Source organism: Leptospira fluminis, from assembly GCF_004771275.1.
GTDB lineage: Bacteria > Spirochaetota > Leptospiria > Leptospirales > Leptospiraceae > Leptospira_B > Leptospira_B fluminis.
In genome coordinates this window covers 180650-195205 of record NZ_RQEV01000010.1, presented here as the reverse complement: position 1 = coordinate 195205, position 14556 = coordinate 180650, and the positions used below count along the sequence as shown (strand labels likewise).

Genomic DNA, 14556 nt, shown 5'->3' with positions numbered 1-14556 from the left:
ATGGATTCAGTTCCCATTGTCTTCGGCGGTTCTTCTTGAAATTCTTTCCTTTAAGTAGCGGTTGTCGGTTCTTCTTTTTCATTTCGATCCTTCTTTTTGCAAATATTGCATGTTCGTCCAAATCGAATCCCGAAGCGGACAAACAAGGCGAAAAGAACGACGCCGGATTTTCCCTCTTGGAAAAGGTAGAGATCGGAGGAGTCGACCAATGGTTGTTGGCGAGAGGAGCGAGTAAGGATAAGCCGGTGCTTCTCGTCCTTCACGGAGGTCCGGGAGCGGGTTCCATCGGTTTTGCGAGATATTTTTACGAAGAGTTGGAAAGGGATTTTATCGTAGTCAACTGGGACCAACGAGGTGCGGGAAAATCGTTTTCCTTCTTCTTTCCCGATGTCACTCCGGAGACTTACGTATCGGATACGATAGAAGTCGTTCGATTTTTAAAGAAAAGATTCGGGGTTCGAAAAATATATTTGATGGGTCACTCCTGGGGGGGATATATCGGAGCGATCGCTTCTTATCGTATTCCCTCGGATTTGTACGCTTTTATCGCAGTGGGACCTGTGGTCGACGGAGAACAAAGTGCCCGAAGATCGTTCGAATATCTGAAAAGGCAACCGTCCGAGAGTCCCGAGGTTTCTTCGGAACTGAAGGATTTGACTTTTGAAGAATATATGAAGGATCGTCGCAAATGGTTGAATCTTTTCGGATTGGGAATGTTTCACGGAAAGCACAGGGCGGATGAGGATCGTTTTTTGGGCGGTATCATGTACGAATCTCCGGATTATTCGACCTGGAACATATTGACGTATCTTCCCGGAATTTGGCGTTCCTCTTCCAGAATCCGTCCGTACTTTTTTGAAATGAACTTATTCAAGCAGGCGCCTTCCGCTTTCATCCCTTCGTTTTATTTCTCCGGCAAATTCGATTATTATAATCCCGAGGAGATCCTGTTGAAGTATTTTGCGCGATTGGACGCCAAAGAAAAGACTTTCGAGTCCTTTGACTGTTGTGCGCATGCGCCTCATTTCGAATCTCCTCACGAATTCGCCGCACGAATGAAACTTATAAAATCGTCGACTTACAAGTAACTTTTCTCCGGGCCGGCCTGACGGTTCGCCGTTTCGTCTTGACGAAACTCTATATTGGTTTTCAATCTTTTGCATGTTTCTTTTGGCCCAAGATTTGGATTCTCCTATTTTAAAGTGGCCCGAGTTTTCCTGGATTCCGGTATTAAACGGGGCGCTGTTTGTCCTGGCGCTGGTGACCGCCATTTATTATATCCAAAAATATTTAGCGAATCGCAACGTTAGCCAAAGGCAATATAGGGATAGAATTTTAGCGAAATTGAATGTTCACGAATTTTCCCCTAGAAACGTCTCGCTAATCCATTCGTTTTTGGACAAGATCCCTTATCCAAGTATGAAGGGCATAGTGGAGGATCCTTCCTGGTACAGAAAATATTTTCTGCCGGAATTTCTCCAATTTCTAGCGGACCAAGGAAATCTTCCCGCTTGGAAAGACGTTCAGATCGTGCGTTCTTTGGACCATGCGATCCAGAATCATCAGGCTCAAACTGCTCATTTTATTCCGGCGGTATTGCAAGCGGATTCCGAGGAGCGCTTTTCCATCCTATTGAGGATCGATCAGATAGATTCCGAATTGGTCGGTCGATCGATTCACGCTCGCGTTTATTCCAAAAAAGGCACCCATCCTTTTTCATTGAAGAGATACGAAAAGGTTCACATATTCTACTTGGATGAAAACAAGCGCTGGTTGCGAGCCGAAGCGGTTTTTATCTCCCAAGAGGGTGGAAACCTGACTCTTCAGATCGAAAGCGCGCCGGAAGTGGATGCTCAAAAATCGACCGAATGGGCGGAAGGTCCTAAACCGAACATATTCCAAAATTCTGAAGTTCCCGGAGGAAAGGACGAATATACGGACAGTTTGGATCAGATTCTTTCCTATGCGAGCGTCGACTCGGGTGTCCGTTCGGAGGTCGAATACGCGATACGTATCTTCAAGGAACATCCAGGTACGACCCGGCGTCCCGCCTCCCGAGAGGATCTAAGGATTTTCATTCATATCTATAAGGTTTGTTATTTAAAATCAAGAACGAAGGCCGAAGAAGTACCGAAGCCTGTCCGACTATTTCTCAATTTCTTTTATCTGGATGAGAAGTTGGTCTCGCGAAAAAGGATCTTGGAATTGGAAAATTGCCTATCCTTGTTCAAATCCTTACGATCGGAACCTCGCCGCATAGAAGCGAACCTCTCGCTTCACACTCTGTCTGATTGGCTTGCTCTGGTTTTAGCGGGGAAACGGAATCCTTCCCGAAATCATCTCGGAGAGTTCTACGATAGGAAGCAAAGAACGGAGAACGTTCGATTAACGGAACCGCGGGGAGCGGACCGTTTGAAAGAGGCGGAATATCTGTCGGACGTTCTCGATTGGGAATTGGAGAACCTTCTTTTTCGCGGTCTTTTTTCTATCTCCTTAAACCCCGATATGATCCATCCGTTCTTATCGGAAGATCTATTTTACGGGGATACGAAAGGAAATCTGCTGTTTTACGACAAGATCTTCGATTTTGCGGAGAAGGTCCAAAAAATCGATCCGGGTCTTTTTTATAAAAAGAATCGGATCCCAGCGGCCGAAAGTTCTCCTCGGATATCAAATATCGTTAAGGAATCTTATGCGGATTGTATTCTTTTGCCTTTTTCGGGAAATCGAGGAGCACTCTGGCAGGAAATATCCGATGGGAATTCGATCTATGGAAGGATCCTTCTACCTTCGATTTTGAGCGAAAACGCGAGCCTTACCTTAGCGAAAGCGTTCGGGGAATTCAGATGGGAGACGGAACGGATTCTTCACGGAAATCGTTGGAAAGATCCGATCTCGAGGTCTTTGACTTCCGAATATTATTCCTATCTGGAAGGATTCCGTAAAAACCCGAATCTGACGTTGGAGGCCAAGAAAAGGGTGGAGCAGCAATGGTTAAAAGCCGGAAAAAACATCAAGGACATGTTTAGTCTCGATTATGCGTACTGGGTTCTGATGGAGTCGCAAGGGAAGCCTAGATTAAACCGATTGGTGCGGGACATTTTGGCGCGTTTTGTTCCTTCCCATAAACCGGCAGGATCCTAAATTTATTCCCTGAAAGGAACTTGGCCCCTTCTATCGTAGGTCACAGAAACAAAACCTTATTTTAAAGAGCGTTTTTTGCTCTTAGGAAGATCAAAGTGATTCGGAGAACGGTTTCTTTCCCGAGATATACCAAGTTTTTTAACGGCGTCTTCATGGCCGGCGGTTTTTTGCTTTTGTCGCTATCCTGTCAGAACACGGATCCGACAAATTCCGATTTGGCGATCCTTTCCGCCGACGGTTCCGTCTCCTTTAACATACATGAAACGTTGGACGAAAGTAAAACCGCGAATTGCGGGACGGCGACACCGTATTCCTCCAGTTCCGCAAGTACGAGTACGACAACTACTACCGCTTCGAACTCATCGACCTCCGCGACAACCACCCAATTTACGATTGTCAGCAGGTTATTCTATAGCACGGGAGATTACGTGTATTTGAAGTTCTTATACGATTCCTCGCAAAACCAAGGACAGATAGATTCCCAACAAGGGTTCGCTTATTCGGGGAGTTTAACCGCCAAACCTCTTGTGGCGAATTATGGTAAAATTACCTGGGGGGGATCGGGAATGCCGGTGGATACGACGATTTCCGGAACGCAAGCCTTGTCGTATTTGACTGTTTCTCTGGATCTGATCGGAAACGAAGTCTCAAGCGGGGGCGCAGGATTGGCTCTTACGCAGTGTTATACTACGGATGAAGTCAATTGTACTTCCGCCACTTCTTCCAGTATGTGTTATACCGAGAACGGTACGACCTGTTTTAATACCCAGTCGGTTTCCGGCACCATGGTTTCCATTAAAGGGGACGTAAACTGCACTAGTAATACGGTTACGACTGGATCTGCGACCACCACGTCCTCTTCCTCCCAATGACTTCGGGATAACTGGTGATACCTCCAATATAGCAATCGAGCCGATCGCTTATTCGGAAATATCTTTTTTATAACGACAGTCGTCCTATTTTTCTCTTTTAAACAAGAAAGATACTTTAAAAGTTCATTCTATACTTTTAAACTAAGTTCTGATAACCCGAAAGAAGTAGGCGGATTCGGGGGAATTCCAAGAGGGAAATAATCGGTATTTTTGTCGTTTTTTTCGTCTACTTGAACCAAATTATTTATAAAGACGAAGAACGGTTCTAGGATTCGCCGCTTCCCTATCCGTCGTTCCGAAGGAGAGGCTCAAAACATGAGTCTGAGCTTGATGCGAAAATCGATTTTGTTAGTCGAAGAAGTAAAACCAGATCTGCCTAGACTTTCAGAATTATTTTCGAAACCCGACCTGACGGAATCGTATTCTATTCATTCGATTTGTTCCGAAGAGGCAAAACGATACATCCATTCGTTTAACTACGATTTACTAGTTTTGGATTTTCATGCCGCCTTTCTTTCGGATTCTAAATTGGCCGAAGAACACAAACTATCTAACGGTTCAATTCCTTTCATCATAGTAAATAGGGGAAGCGACGTCGGCGCTAAATCGAGAGCTTTCGAAGCTGGAGCCTCGTATTACATCGACCAGAACGATTTGACCGGGGATTTTTTGGATAAGGCGATATCCGATTGTCTAAAAGGGAGCGAGTCGTCGAATTTTTCGGCTTCTTCCGATTCTCTCTATAAGGTCTTACAGTTCATCCTAGAAATAGTGGCCGTAGATTCTAATATGGAGGACCTTCCGGGATATATCGCCGCAAAAACGGCAAGGTTCTTGGGTTGCGACGGCGTGTCCGTAGCGAAACGGGAGGAGGACGGAGAATTCGTTTATACGGGATCGTATGGCGAATTGGTTTTTCCTTCGAATTTCGGCATCTCGGAGGAACACCCGTTGTTAAAAAGTGCGGCTTCCGAGAAGGGGATCATATTCCACGGCGCAAACGAATTCGTCGAAGAACTTTCCGTAAACCGTCTTTCCGGCCGTGTCGGTTCCGGGCTTCTCATCCCCCTTTTTTTCGGGAAAATAATGGTAGGAGTCGTAAGCGTATTTTCCCGCAGGCGGAACGCCTTCCCGCCTGAATTAGAAAATCCTTTGGAACTTATAGGCGCCGCGCTTGGACCCTTATTTTATAGGAAAAATGCGGAACAGGAATCCTCGGCAAACCGAAATATGCTGAATCATGCGCTTAAAATCGCACACTTGGGAAACTGGCAGTCGGACATCAGGACGAATCGGGTGAAATGGTCCGAGGAAGTATATTCCATTTTCGGAATATCTAAGGAGATGTTCGGGGGATATAGAGAGGATTTTTTCGAACTAGTGCATCCGGAGGATAGGGCGAGAGTAAGGGAATTCGTCGTTCAGATTTTCGAAGAGGATGCGATACAGGAAATCGAGTATAGGATCATTCGATCGGACGGCGAGATCCGCTTCGTTGCGGTCAGAGCGGATCTGATCAGGAATTCCAAAGGTGAGGCGACACAGTTTTTCGGAACGATCCAGGATGTGACCGAAAAGAAACTCACCGAAGAAAGATTGGGGCAGTCCCAGAAAATGGAGGCGGTCGGTCAGTTGGCGGGAGGATTGGCACACGATTTTAACAATTTATTGAACGTAATTCTTGCCAATTTGGACCTTCTTGAGATAAAACTGAAAGACTCTCCGGAACTCTTGAAAAGAGTCAATTCCGGACAGGATGCGGTCCAGAGGGGAGTCGAATTGAATCGAAGGCTGTTATCTTTTTCCCGTAAACAGCCCATTAACCCCGAGGTGTTTGACGTGAACAAATTGCTTTTCGATTTTGTGCCGATTCTGGAAAGATTGGAAACGGAAAAGGTAGGATTAGAGTTCGAGATTTCACAGGAATTCCTACCGTGCGAGATCGAAAAAAACGGGATGGAGAATGCACTTCTGAATTTGGCGATCAATGCAAGGGATGCGATGCCGGAAGGCGGAACGATCCGAATCTCCTCCGGTCTACTGAAGAACGCGTCCACCGAAGGTGTGCGAATCTCCGGCCTGAATTCGGCGGATTATTGTCTGGTCACGGTTACGGATACCGGAATCGGAATGGCGGAAGAAATCAAGGCACATATTTTCGAACCCTTCTTTTCGACGAAAGGTTCCGGAAAAGGCTCCGGGTTAGGGTTGTCAATGGTTTACGGTTTTGTAAAGCAATCTAAGGGTTTCATCAAAGTGATTTCCGTTCCGGGGCACGGTACCAGCTTCCTCCTTTTTCTTCCCATCTACAATTCCTATCCGGAAACTCCACAAAATCCCGGAGCGATACTTCCATGAGCGATGTTAAGGCCAAGAAACTGCTGATCTTGGACGACGAGGAAGAGATCGCGAAAATTCTAGGAGAAATCGCCGAGGATTGCGGATTTTCCGTTTCTCTGAGTCATGACGCGATGAATTTCCTCTCCATATTGGACAATTCCTACGATTGCATCATATTGGATCTGATGATCCCGGGTATGGACGGAGTCGATGTGATCCGTTCTTTATCCCAAAAGGAGGTGGATCCGGATGTGATTCTGATCTCGGGAGCCGATCGGAGGACTTTGCATAGCGCTCAAACTTTGGCGGGGGAATACGGCTTAAGAATCAGATCCGTAATGGAAAAGCCGATACGGATCGCGGATATACGCTCCATACTATCGGAGCTCTTCGAAAAGTCGGCTAACGTACCAAGATTAAAAAATTCGAATTCGGGAAATTCCCGTTTTTCGTTCAATGCACAGGACCTTTATAAAGCGATACAGGCGGACCAATTCGTTCTACATTACCAACCCAAGATCGATTTAAAAACCGGTAAGGTGGAAGGCTTCGAATCCTTGGTCCGCTGGAGCCACCCCGAACTAGGCTTGGTGTATCCCGATTCTTTTTTGCCGATCATGGAAAAGGAAACGAAGATATTGAATGCGATGACGGACAAGATCATCGATCTGGCATTGGCGGAATGTTCCAAATGGAAAGGTATGGGAAAGGAATTCAGAATGGCGGTGAACGTTTCTCCGGTTACGTTAACAGAACTGGATTTTCCGGAAAGAGTGTACGCTAAAGTGAAGGAAAAGGGGGTTTCCCAACGGGACTTTCAAATGGAAATCACCGAAACAAGTTTCTTAGAGAATATCCGATTTACCCAGGACATCTTGACCAGATTGAGGATTCGCGGGATAGGTCTTGCCATCGACGATTTCGGCACGGGGTATTCCTCGTTGAAACAGTTGCATAGATTTCCGTTTACGGAACTCAAAATAGATAAGTCTTTTGTAATGGACTCCCTGGAAGATCGGGAGTCTCTATTTATATGTCAGGCGTCCATAGATCTCGGACACAAGCTAGGCATGACCGTGGTTGCGGAAGGAATAGAAACCAAAGAAGTGGAAAATTTGATGAAGGAAGCCGGCTGCGATATAGGGCAGGGGTATTATTATTCTCGGCCTATTCCTCCCGAGAAGATTCCCGAAGTTCTCGCAAATTTCGGATAGCTTAACGGGAATTCTTTTCCAAGTTCTCTTTGATCGAGAGTTTCTCTTCGGTGGCTAAAAAAGTAAGATAAAAAAAGATCCAGAGTATTTTTACGCCGGCTCGTAGGCTTCCGATCCAATTCCCGCTGATTTTGGACTTTCCCCCTTTTCGGAGTTCGTACCGGACGGGCACCTCTACGATTTTTAAATTTTTTCGAACCGCACGGATTTGCATTTCAAGATTCCATCCCCAGGTCTTATCTTTGAGATCCAAGGAAAGGAAGGAGCGCCAACGTAGAATCCGAAACGGACCTAAGTCCGTGAACTCCGCTCCGTAAAAGAACCGAAGTAAGAAACAGGACAGGCCGTTGCCGAAACGTTGTAAGAAGGAAAGCGAACCTTTTTCCGCTCCCCCTTGCGTTCTCGAACCGATTACGAACTCCGTCCTCGGATCTTGGCGGAAAGGCAGGAATAAATTCTCCAAGTCGTCGAGATCATCCGATCCGTCTCCGTCCACAAATACGACGTATTCCGGTTCGGGGGAATACTTCTTTAACGTTTCGATCGCGGTCAGGCAGGCGGAACCGTAACCTCTATTCGGTTCCCGCAAAACTACGGTTTTTTTGTCCCGAGCGACCTGCGAGGTTCCGTCGGTGGAGCCGTTATCGATGACCAAAATCCGGGAGGGTTTCACTCCGATTTCGATCAGTTCCGAAAGAACGATAGGCAAACTTTCCTCTTCGTTTAACGCGGGAATAATATAATACGCGTTTTCGGGAGGATCATGACGGAGGATTCTATCTTTCAATGCGGTTCCGGCCGAAATCCGGAAAAGGATTTCTTAGAAAGGCTTCCGCTAGTAAAACGGATCAAGTTTTTTTGTCCAGTTCGATGGAATACAAATCGGGTAAATTCCATCCGAAAAAACCTCCGATCCGTTCTTTTCGGAATCGCGAATGTAAGGATTCCCTTCCTCGGTCGGGGAATTTTAAAAGGATTTTCAAAATAATCGATCCCTTTGAAAATTAGTCCGAATGAAATCCCTTCTGGACGAACAAGAATTTCCGACGCTGATTCGGGCGTATCGCTCGGCTCTGCAAAGACGCTATTCAACGGAAAACTTAAATAGGTATCCTAGATTTTCCGGGATCCCGCGAGAACGTGTGGATTTGCTGGTTCGTTATTTTTTGGAACTTTTATATCCCGAACTGGAAGGGCGTCGTAGATTGGACGGGGCTTTTTCCTCGCTGGCCGGTTTCGTTCATTCTCCGTCGAAAGTATTCGGACTCTTGGGTTCCTTAAGCGGAGCTGTCTTTAAGTTAGGCAGGCATTTGAGGTCCGCTTTCCAGGCCGGGTTTGCCGCGTTACATTCTTACGTGACCGCGCACAAATTCGAAGAGCTCATGTTCAAGCGGGCAAAATCTTTGTTAAACGAAGGCTTGGATTTGGAGCGTCCCGAAATATTCGATATCGTTCTGACTTCGGTGTCCCTAAAGGAAGCGGACGATTTCCGGAGAGATATCGTTCTTCTATTCCGAACTCTTTCCAATCCGGAATTGTTGCCTCGGATCAGAAATCTGATGGATGCAGTTGTGCGGACGATGAAGTCCAAGCCTAAAATCTATTCCCAAACGGAGATCGAAGGAATCCTTTTGGGAGCGAATATTCTTTCCAGCGGGGAACGCCTTTTTCAAGGAATGAGTCGTTCCGAGATGGATCTGATTCTGGACGCGATCGAAACCGTGGAAAAAGATTCGTTTTATGACGCTTTAGAAAGAGTTCAAAAGATCGAGAGTGGAGAAAGCTTGTCGGAAAATTAGAAGAGGGGAAGGCGAGAAGGAGTAAACCCTGCCGACGGTCGGAGTCGAACCGACACGAGGTTGCCCTCGCTGGATTTTGAATCCAGTGCGTCTACCAATTCCACCACATCGGCGGGTTTATATGATTCCAGAAAAATTAGGAATCGAGCTCTATGTATTTTCCTTTTCCTCGAGCTACGATTTTGCCGATTTCATTTTCGATCTCGGCGCGGTTTTCGATCACTTTCTTGTTCTTCTTGACGAACCAGCCGCGTAAATGCAGAGGCTGGTTTACCTGAGCCGGCTGGAGAAATCGGATCGTCAATTCTCCTGTGGTCGTTTTGAAATTCATGGCCTCGTTTATTTTGACCATAATTTCGTCCAATATTGTGGCTATGATTCCCGGATGGATAACATCCGGAGAACCTTGAAACTTCTCGGGGACGGTATAATCGCCATAGGCGGTCTTTGTGTCTTCGTCAAAAGTGATTTTGAGTTGAAGACCGTCCGGATTGTCAGGGCTCGACCCGAAACTCAGGTTTTCCCGAACCGTTGATTTCATATATGTCAACTTATTACTTAACATTCATGGTGTCAATCGTAAAAACAATACGATCATTGTTTAAGAACGAACCGATCCGCTGTCGAAACTAGATAGGAAGAACGTTTTTATGACCACCGCATTGCTTTTACTTCTTGGCCTGCTCTCCGCAGGTGCGGGGGCTTATACCCTATTCCGTGATCCGAATCGTTCCCAAGCAGGCGGGGGAGGGGGAGGGTCCGGAAGCGCTGGTCCGGGTGCCGGTGGTGGATCCGCATCTAAGGATTCTTCTCCCTCTTCCGGAGACAGAGGAAAATTGGTCAATGTGGGGGAAGCAGGATCGCCTCCTGCTCCTTCTTCGGGCCGACCGGAGTCTCAACAATCGGGAGTTCCTTCTCCCTCAAAAGAGGGAAAGCAAGAATGGGAACCGCCGGGCTCGGACTCGAAAGGGGAAGGGCAAAAACCGCAGTATCCTGGTCTGAAAAAGAAGAAGAAAAAATTAGACCTTCCCCATTCGACCGACGATATCATCCGCAATAATTCGCGTTATGCGCATCATCGACGTCCTCTTTTGCATTCCGAAGCGTTGCTAGATAAGGAGAACTTCCACGGTGCATTAGAAATTCTTAAACGAACGAACGCCAGAATTCCGGATCCGGAAATCAACGGCAAGATCGGCGAGAATATACAGGCGATCGAGGATCATATTCAATCTCCCGAAGAAGAGGAGACCTATACTCCGGACGATCCGAGTTATACGGGCCCACCGATTCCGATGGGCGATTTGGTTCGTGCTATCAAGGAGATCAGCCAGGCCTTGGGAAGCACTCTTTCTCAAGGGTTTAACCAGCCTGTCGTTTTACAAGCTCCACCGGGCGAACTTCCGAGTCTGCCTCCCGAGTTGCCGCCCGGTCCCGTTTCTTATACCGTCGTTTCTTACGCCTCCGGAAGCGGAGGAACGGCTCCGCCTCCTCCGGCGGATGCTCCCGTAAAGGATTCCCCAGCGCCACCCGGTCCTTTCGATTTTCCTCCTCCTCAGGGGGGACCTCCCGCTTCTCCTCCCGGAGAAAGACCTTCCCCTCCGCAAAAGCCGCCCAGTCCGGAGCATCTCGATCCCAACGAGATGGATTTGCCGGAGGATACGTTCTTCACGGATGAATGGGAGAAATTTAAGGACTTACCTCTCGTAGATAGGAGAACGGGAGAAGATAGGCGTTACGGTGGTGAACGAAGAGGGGACAGCGGAGCCCGCAGAGATAGACGAAGCGGTGACGATAGAAGGCAAGAAGATCTTTTCCAGCTTCGGGACGACTATCTCAAGAAAAAAGCGGAGGAAAGGCAAAAAGAAAAGGAGGAGGAATCTTCCTCTTCTCCGGAGGAATGGCCCAGGCCGGAGATTCCGCTATCGGACCAATTGCCTCAGTATGCCGCGCCCGCCGTTCCTCAGATCGAATTAGTTCCGATTCGTTTGCCGGATCCCGAGGATAAGACTCTTCGTGCGGAGGCTTCGGGTCCTCCAGTTTCTTTGGAATCTTCTCCTATGCCTACTTCCGAAGCTGGGCCGGTGGAATTACCTAAGATCGATCTTCCGGATCCGGTAGATGAAAGAAGGCTGGAAGAATCTCGACCGGAAATTCCTTCCTTGGCACCGTCCCAACCCCATCCCGAGGAAGTCGAGGCGCCTGAGATAGAAGTCCTAGAAGGGGGATTGGAACCTCTCGAGGACAAGGAAGGTCCCGAATCGTCCGGCGGTGGAGAGGACGAAGAACCAAAAATGATCCACGGGATCCTGGAGCTCAAGCCTCCGGAAGTGGACGATGCGCCGTTTCTGACGTTGACTTACGACTTCGATAAAATTCCGCATTCATTCAAATTATCAAAAAATTATAGTATTATGGAATACTCATACTATAAATACAAGCCCATGTTGATTAAGGCTCAGGAATTTGCCCGCCGGAAAATGTTGAAAAACGCGTTAAACTATTATAGGGTTATCAAGTCCCAGAATATTCCTCCGGAGTTGCGGAAGATGATCAACCGGAACATCAAAGACATAACGGAATTTATGGAAAAATACCTGATGGCGAAGGGGTAGGTCTCGGAGTCCGGGACTAGAGTCGTGCTAGGTTTTTGGCGGCCCCCACCCTGGTTCGGGTGGAGGAGGCGGGCTTGTGGGCTATTTGGCTGGAAACGACCTAACACAAAAATGACGTTTTGGCAAGTTGTTTTCGCATTTTTTTCTTGCAGGAGCTCCTGCAAGGTTTTCCAAAGAAAATTCCTCGCCAGAATGTTATACTTCTGATATTTGGCGAATGCTCCCACTGGGGCGGGTACCACCGCACCGGCCCCCACCCAGAGCCGGGTGGGGACCCAAAACCCCTTACATTCCTAAAAAACTGCTTCACAAAAAAATCATCTAAATTTAGAATGATTCTAAAATAAAGGAGCGTATCCCAATGCCTCAAGTTACTTCACTTGCACCGGACTTTAAAGCGGAGGCCGTTCTGGGCCAACAAATTCAGGAAATCAAACTTTCCGACTACAAAGGAAAGTGGGTGGTCCTATTTTTCTGGCCCTTGGACTTTACTTTCGTATGTCCTACCGAGATCATCGAATACGATGCTAAGCTAGACGATTTCAAAAAACTCGGAGCCGAAGTTTTAGGTGTCTCAGTCGACAGCGCCTTCACTCACTTGGCTTGGAAAAACACCCCTCGCAAACAAGGTGGATTAGGCGAAATCCGTTATCCTCTCGTAGCGGACATAACCAAATCCATTGCTCGCGATTACGGTGTTCTGACCGAAGGAGGAGTGGCGCTCCGGGGGACTTTCATCATTGATCCGAAGGGAGTGATTCGCCAAGCTACGATCAACGACCTTCCGGTCGGACGGAATATCGACGAGGCGATTCGTTTGGTAAAAGCCTTCCAATTCGTGGAAAAACACGGAGAAGTTTGCCCTGCAAACTGGGACGAAGGCAAAAAAACCATGAAGGCGGATCCCGAAAAATCCAAAGAATATTTCTCTTCGGTCAATTAAATCCTTCCTCTCCCGAGAGATCCCGGCCCGAATTGGCGGCCGGGTTTTCTCTCGAATTTCTCCTGGTCCGACCGACAGCATCGCCGGAATCTGGTAAAAAGGACGTATTCTTCGGAAATTACGAACTTGCATGATTCCTATCTTCGAGCATTAGGCCTGAGGATAGTCTAAATAAAAAGGGGGAAAAAGAGATGGCGCAGGCACTGGAAACCCTGGTCTCGGAAGAAGAAAGATACTATCGCCCCGATAATTTTCCCAAAGGCCTTACGAGAAAGGTCGTCGAATCCATTTCGCATATCAAAAACGAACCCTCCTGGTTGACGGAATTCCGTCTGGAAGCGTTTCGGATTTTCGAAAGTAAGCCCATGCCTACTTGGGGCTTTTTTCCCAATTTCAAAGTGGATATAGACGAGTATGTCCACTACATAGGCGCCAATCATAAGAAAAAGAAATCTTGGGACGAAGTGGATCCCGAAGTCTTAAAAAGTTTCGAACGTCTAGGAATTCCCGAACACGAACGGAAATATCTGGCAGGAATCGAAGCGATGGAAGATTCCGAAACGGTTTACGCTAACGTAAAAAAAGAACTTACGGAGCTCGGGATCATCTTCTGCGATATAGATACTGCCGTTAGGGAATATCCCGAAATCGTAAAGAAGTATCTCGGGACCGTGGTTTCCATCGGAGATAATAAATTTTCCGCTTTGAATTCCTGTGTCTTTTCGGGAGGTTCCTTCGCCTACGTTCCCAAGGGGGTCAAAACTCCCATGCCTCTCCAGGCGTATTTCAAAGTGACTGCCGCTTCTTCCGGTCAGTACGAGAGAACTCTTTTGATAGCCGAGGACGGAGCCGAGTTGGAATATTCGGAAGGATGTTCCTCCGTTCAGGACAAAGGAACGAACTTTCATACTGCCGTAGTGGAATTGGTGGCCCATAAGAATGCGAAGATCTTTTACACTACGATCCAGAATTGGAAAAAAAACATGTATAACTGGACGGTCAAGCGGGGCTTATGTCATGAACGTGCCCACATTACTTGGACCGACGTGAATATAGGCGCCAACACGGTTAAATATCCGGGAATCGTTTTGCAAGGGGATCATTCTACCGGGGACATCCTTTCTCTCGCGTTTGCGGGAGCCGGTCAGATCCAAGACACCGGAGCTAGGATCATTCACGTAGGAAAGAATACCAGGAGCAATATTCTCGCAAAGGGAGTTTCCTTGGATGGGGGAACGAATTCCTACCGAGGGTTGGTAAAATTCACCTCCGGTTCCGTGAATGCGTACAGCCACGTAAAATGCGACGGACTGATGATGGACGACCGCTCCCAATCCCACGCATACCCTTACAACGACGTAAGCGGTCAAAACGGAACCTTGAACTATGAGGCGACGGTTTCCCGTATCGACGAAGACCAGCTCTTTTATCTCCAATCCAGGGGACTTTCCGAGGACGACGCAAAATTGCTCGTAATCAACGGATTTTGCGAAGGGGTAACAAAACATCTCAACGTGGAATATTCTGTGGAAATGACCCGTTTGATCAGGATGATTTTGGAGGACGGAAAGGTCATTGCGGAGCACACCGGACCGACTTCCCCCTAAAAAAAGGTGGAAGAAGTCCTCG

General features: G+C 47.4%; 11 protein-coding genes and 1 tRNA gene. 9 read left to right on the top strand and 3 right to left on the bottom strand.

The features are described 5' to 3' along the window. Positions 1 to 35 precede the first annotated feature (35 nt). The 5 genes from EHO61_RS09735 (at position 36) to EHO61_RS09715 (ending at position 7570) form a co-directional block, all read left to right on the top strand. Positions 36 to 1088: an alpha/beta fold hydrolase gene (locus EHO61_RS09735; RefSeq protein ID WP_246032072.1), complete on the top strand. Its 1053-nt coding sequence runs from the start codon at positions 36 to 38 to the stop codon at positions 1086 to 1088. A gap of 73 nt (positions 1089 to 1161) precedes the next feature. After that, positions 1162 to 3144 carry a hypothetical protein gene (locus EHO61_RS09730; RefSeq protein ID WP_135813401.1) on the top strand — a complete coding sequence of 661 codons (1983 nt, stop codon included), beginning with the start codon at positions 1162 to 1164 and terminating at the stop codon, positions 3142 to 3144. A gap of 95 nt (positions 3145 to 3239) precedes the next feature. Next, positions 3240 to 4016: an LIC10920 family plasminogen-binding lipoprotein gene (locus EHO61_RS09725; RefSeq protein WP_246032071.1), complete on the top strand. Its 777-nt coding sequence runs from the start codon at positions 3240 to 3242 to the stop codon at positions 4014 to 4016. A 315-nt stretch (positions 4017 to 4331) separates the two neighbouring features. Beyond that, positions 4332 to 6374 (top strand): ATP-binding protein, encoded by a 2043-nt coding sequence (locus EHO61_RS17295; RefSeq protein WP_210415330.1) that lies wholly within the window; start codon positions 4332 to 4334, stop codon positions 6372 to 6374. After that, a complete protein-coding gene (locus tag EHO61_RS09715; RefSeq protein ID WP_135813400.1) occupies positions 6371 to 7570 on the top strand; it encodes a GGDEF/EAL domain-containing response regulator in 1200 nt (399 codons plus the stop codon). The genes EHO61_RS17295 and EHO61_RS09715 overlap by 4 nt, the downstream gene beginning before the upstream one ends. Before the next feature lies 1 nt (position 7571). Here the strand turns inward: EHO61_RS09715 and EHO61_RS09710 are convergent, their stop codons facing one another. Further along, entirely contained in the window at positions 7572 to 8357 is a 786-nt protein-coding gene (locus EHO61_RS09710) for a glycosyltransferase family 2 protein (protein ID WP_135813399.1), read from the bottom strand. 226 nt (positions 8358 to 8583) lie between these two features. Between EHO61_RS09710 and EHO61_RS09705 the strand changes: the two genes are divergently transcribed. Then, positions 8584 to 9369, top strand: a complete 786-nt coding sequence (locus EHO61_RS09705; protein WP_135813398.1) for a hypothetical protein — start codon at positions 8584 to 8586, stop codon at positions 9367 to 9369. Between the two features lie 29 nt (positions 9370 to 9398). Here the strand turns inward: EHO61_RS09705 and EHO61_RS09700 are convergent. Further along, positions 9399 to 9482: transfer RNA gene (locus tag EHO61_RS09700), tRNA-Leu, on the bottom strand. 23 nt (positions 9483 to 9505) lie between these two features. Next, positions 9506 to 9910, bottom strand: coding sequence for a PaaI family thioesterase (locus EHO61_RS09695; RefSeq protein ID WP_135768059.1), 405 nt, complete (start codon positions 9908 to 9910; stop codon positions 9506 to 9508). A 109-nt stretch (positions 9911 to 10019) separates the two neighbouring features. Between EHO61_RS09695 and EHO61_RS09690 the strand changes: the two genes are divergently transcribed. The 3 genes from EHO61_RS09690 (at position 10020) to sufB (ending at position 14534) form a co-directional block, all read left to right on the top strand. Then, complete coding sequence (locus tag EHO61_RS09690; RefSeq protein ID WP_135813397.1) at positions 10020 to 11984, top strand: hypothetical protein; 1965 nt, start codon at positions 10020 to 10022, stop codon at positions 11982 to 11984. Positions 11985 to 12345: 361 nt separating this feature from the next. Beyond that, positions 12346 to 12927, top strand: coding sequence for a peroxiredoxin (locus EHO61_RS09685; protein WP_135768061.1), 582 nt, complete (start codon positions 12346 to 12348; stop codon positions 12925 to 12927). 191 nt (positions 12928 to 13118) lie between these two features. After that, entirely contained in the window at positions 13119 to 14534 is a 1416-nt protein-coding gene (gene sufB / locus EHO61_RS09680; RefSeq protein WP_135813396.1) for a Fe-S cluster assembly protein SufB, read from the top strand. Positions 14535 to 14556 lie beyond the last annotated feature (22 nt).

Excerpts from the sequence above, each read along its gene's own strand:
- EHO61_RS09695 (WP_135768059.1), bottom strand. The coding sequence starts at position 9,910 with ATGAAATCAACGGTTCGGGAAAACCTGAGTTTCGGGTCGAGCCCTGAC.
- EHO61_RS09730 (WP_135813401.1), top strand. The coding sequence starts at position 1,162 with ATGTTTCTTTTGGCCCAAGATTTGGATTCTCCTATTTTAAAGTGGCCC.
- EHO61_RS09690 (WP_135813397.1), top strand. The coding sequence starts at position 10,020 with ATGACCACCGCATTGCTTTTACTTCTTGGCCTGCTCTCCGCAGGTGCG.
- EHO61_RS09715 (WP_135813400.1), top strand. The coding sequence starts at position 6,371 with ATGAGCGATGTTAAGGCCAAGAAACTGCTGATCTTGGACGACGAGGAA.
- EHO61_RS09705 (WP_135813398.1), top strand. The coding sequence starts at position 8,584 with ATGAAATCCCTTCTGGACGAACAAGAATTTCCGACGCTGATTCGGGCG.
- sufB (WP_135813396.1), top strand. The coding sequence starts at position 13,119 with ATGGCGCAGGCACTGGAAACCCTGGTCTCGGAAGAAGAAAGATACTAT.
- EHO61_RS09685 (WP_135768061.1), top strand. The coding sequence starts at position 12,346 with ATGCCTCAAGTTACTTCACTTGCACCGGACTTTAAAGCGGAGGCCGTT.
- EHO61_RS17295 (WP_210415330.1), top strand. The coding sequence starts at position 4,332 with ATGAGTCTGAGCTTGATGCGAAAATCGATTTTGTTAGTCGAAGAAGTA.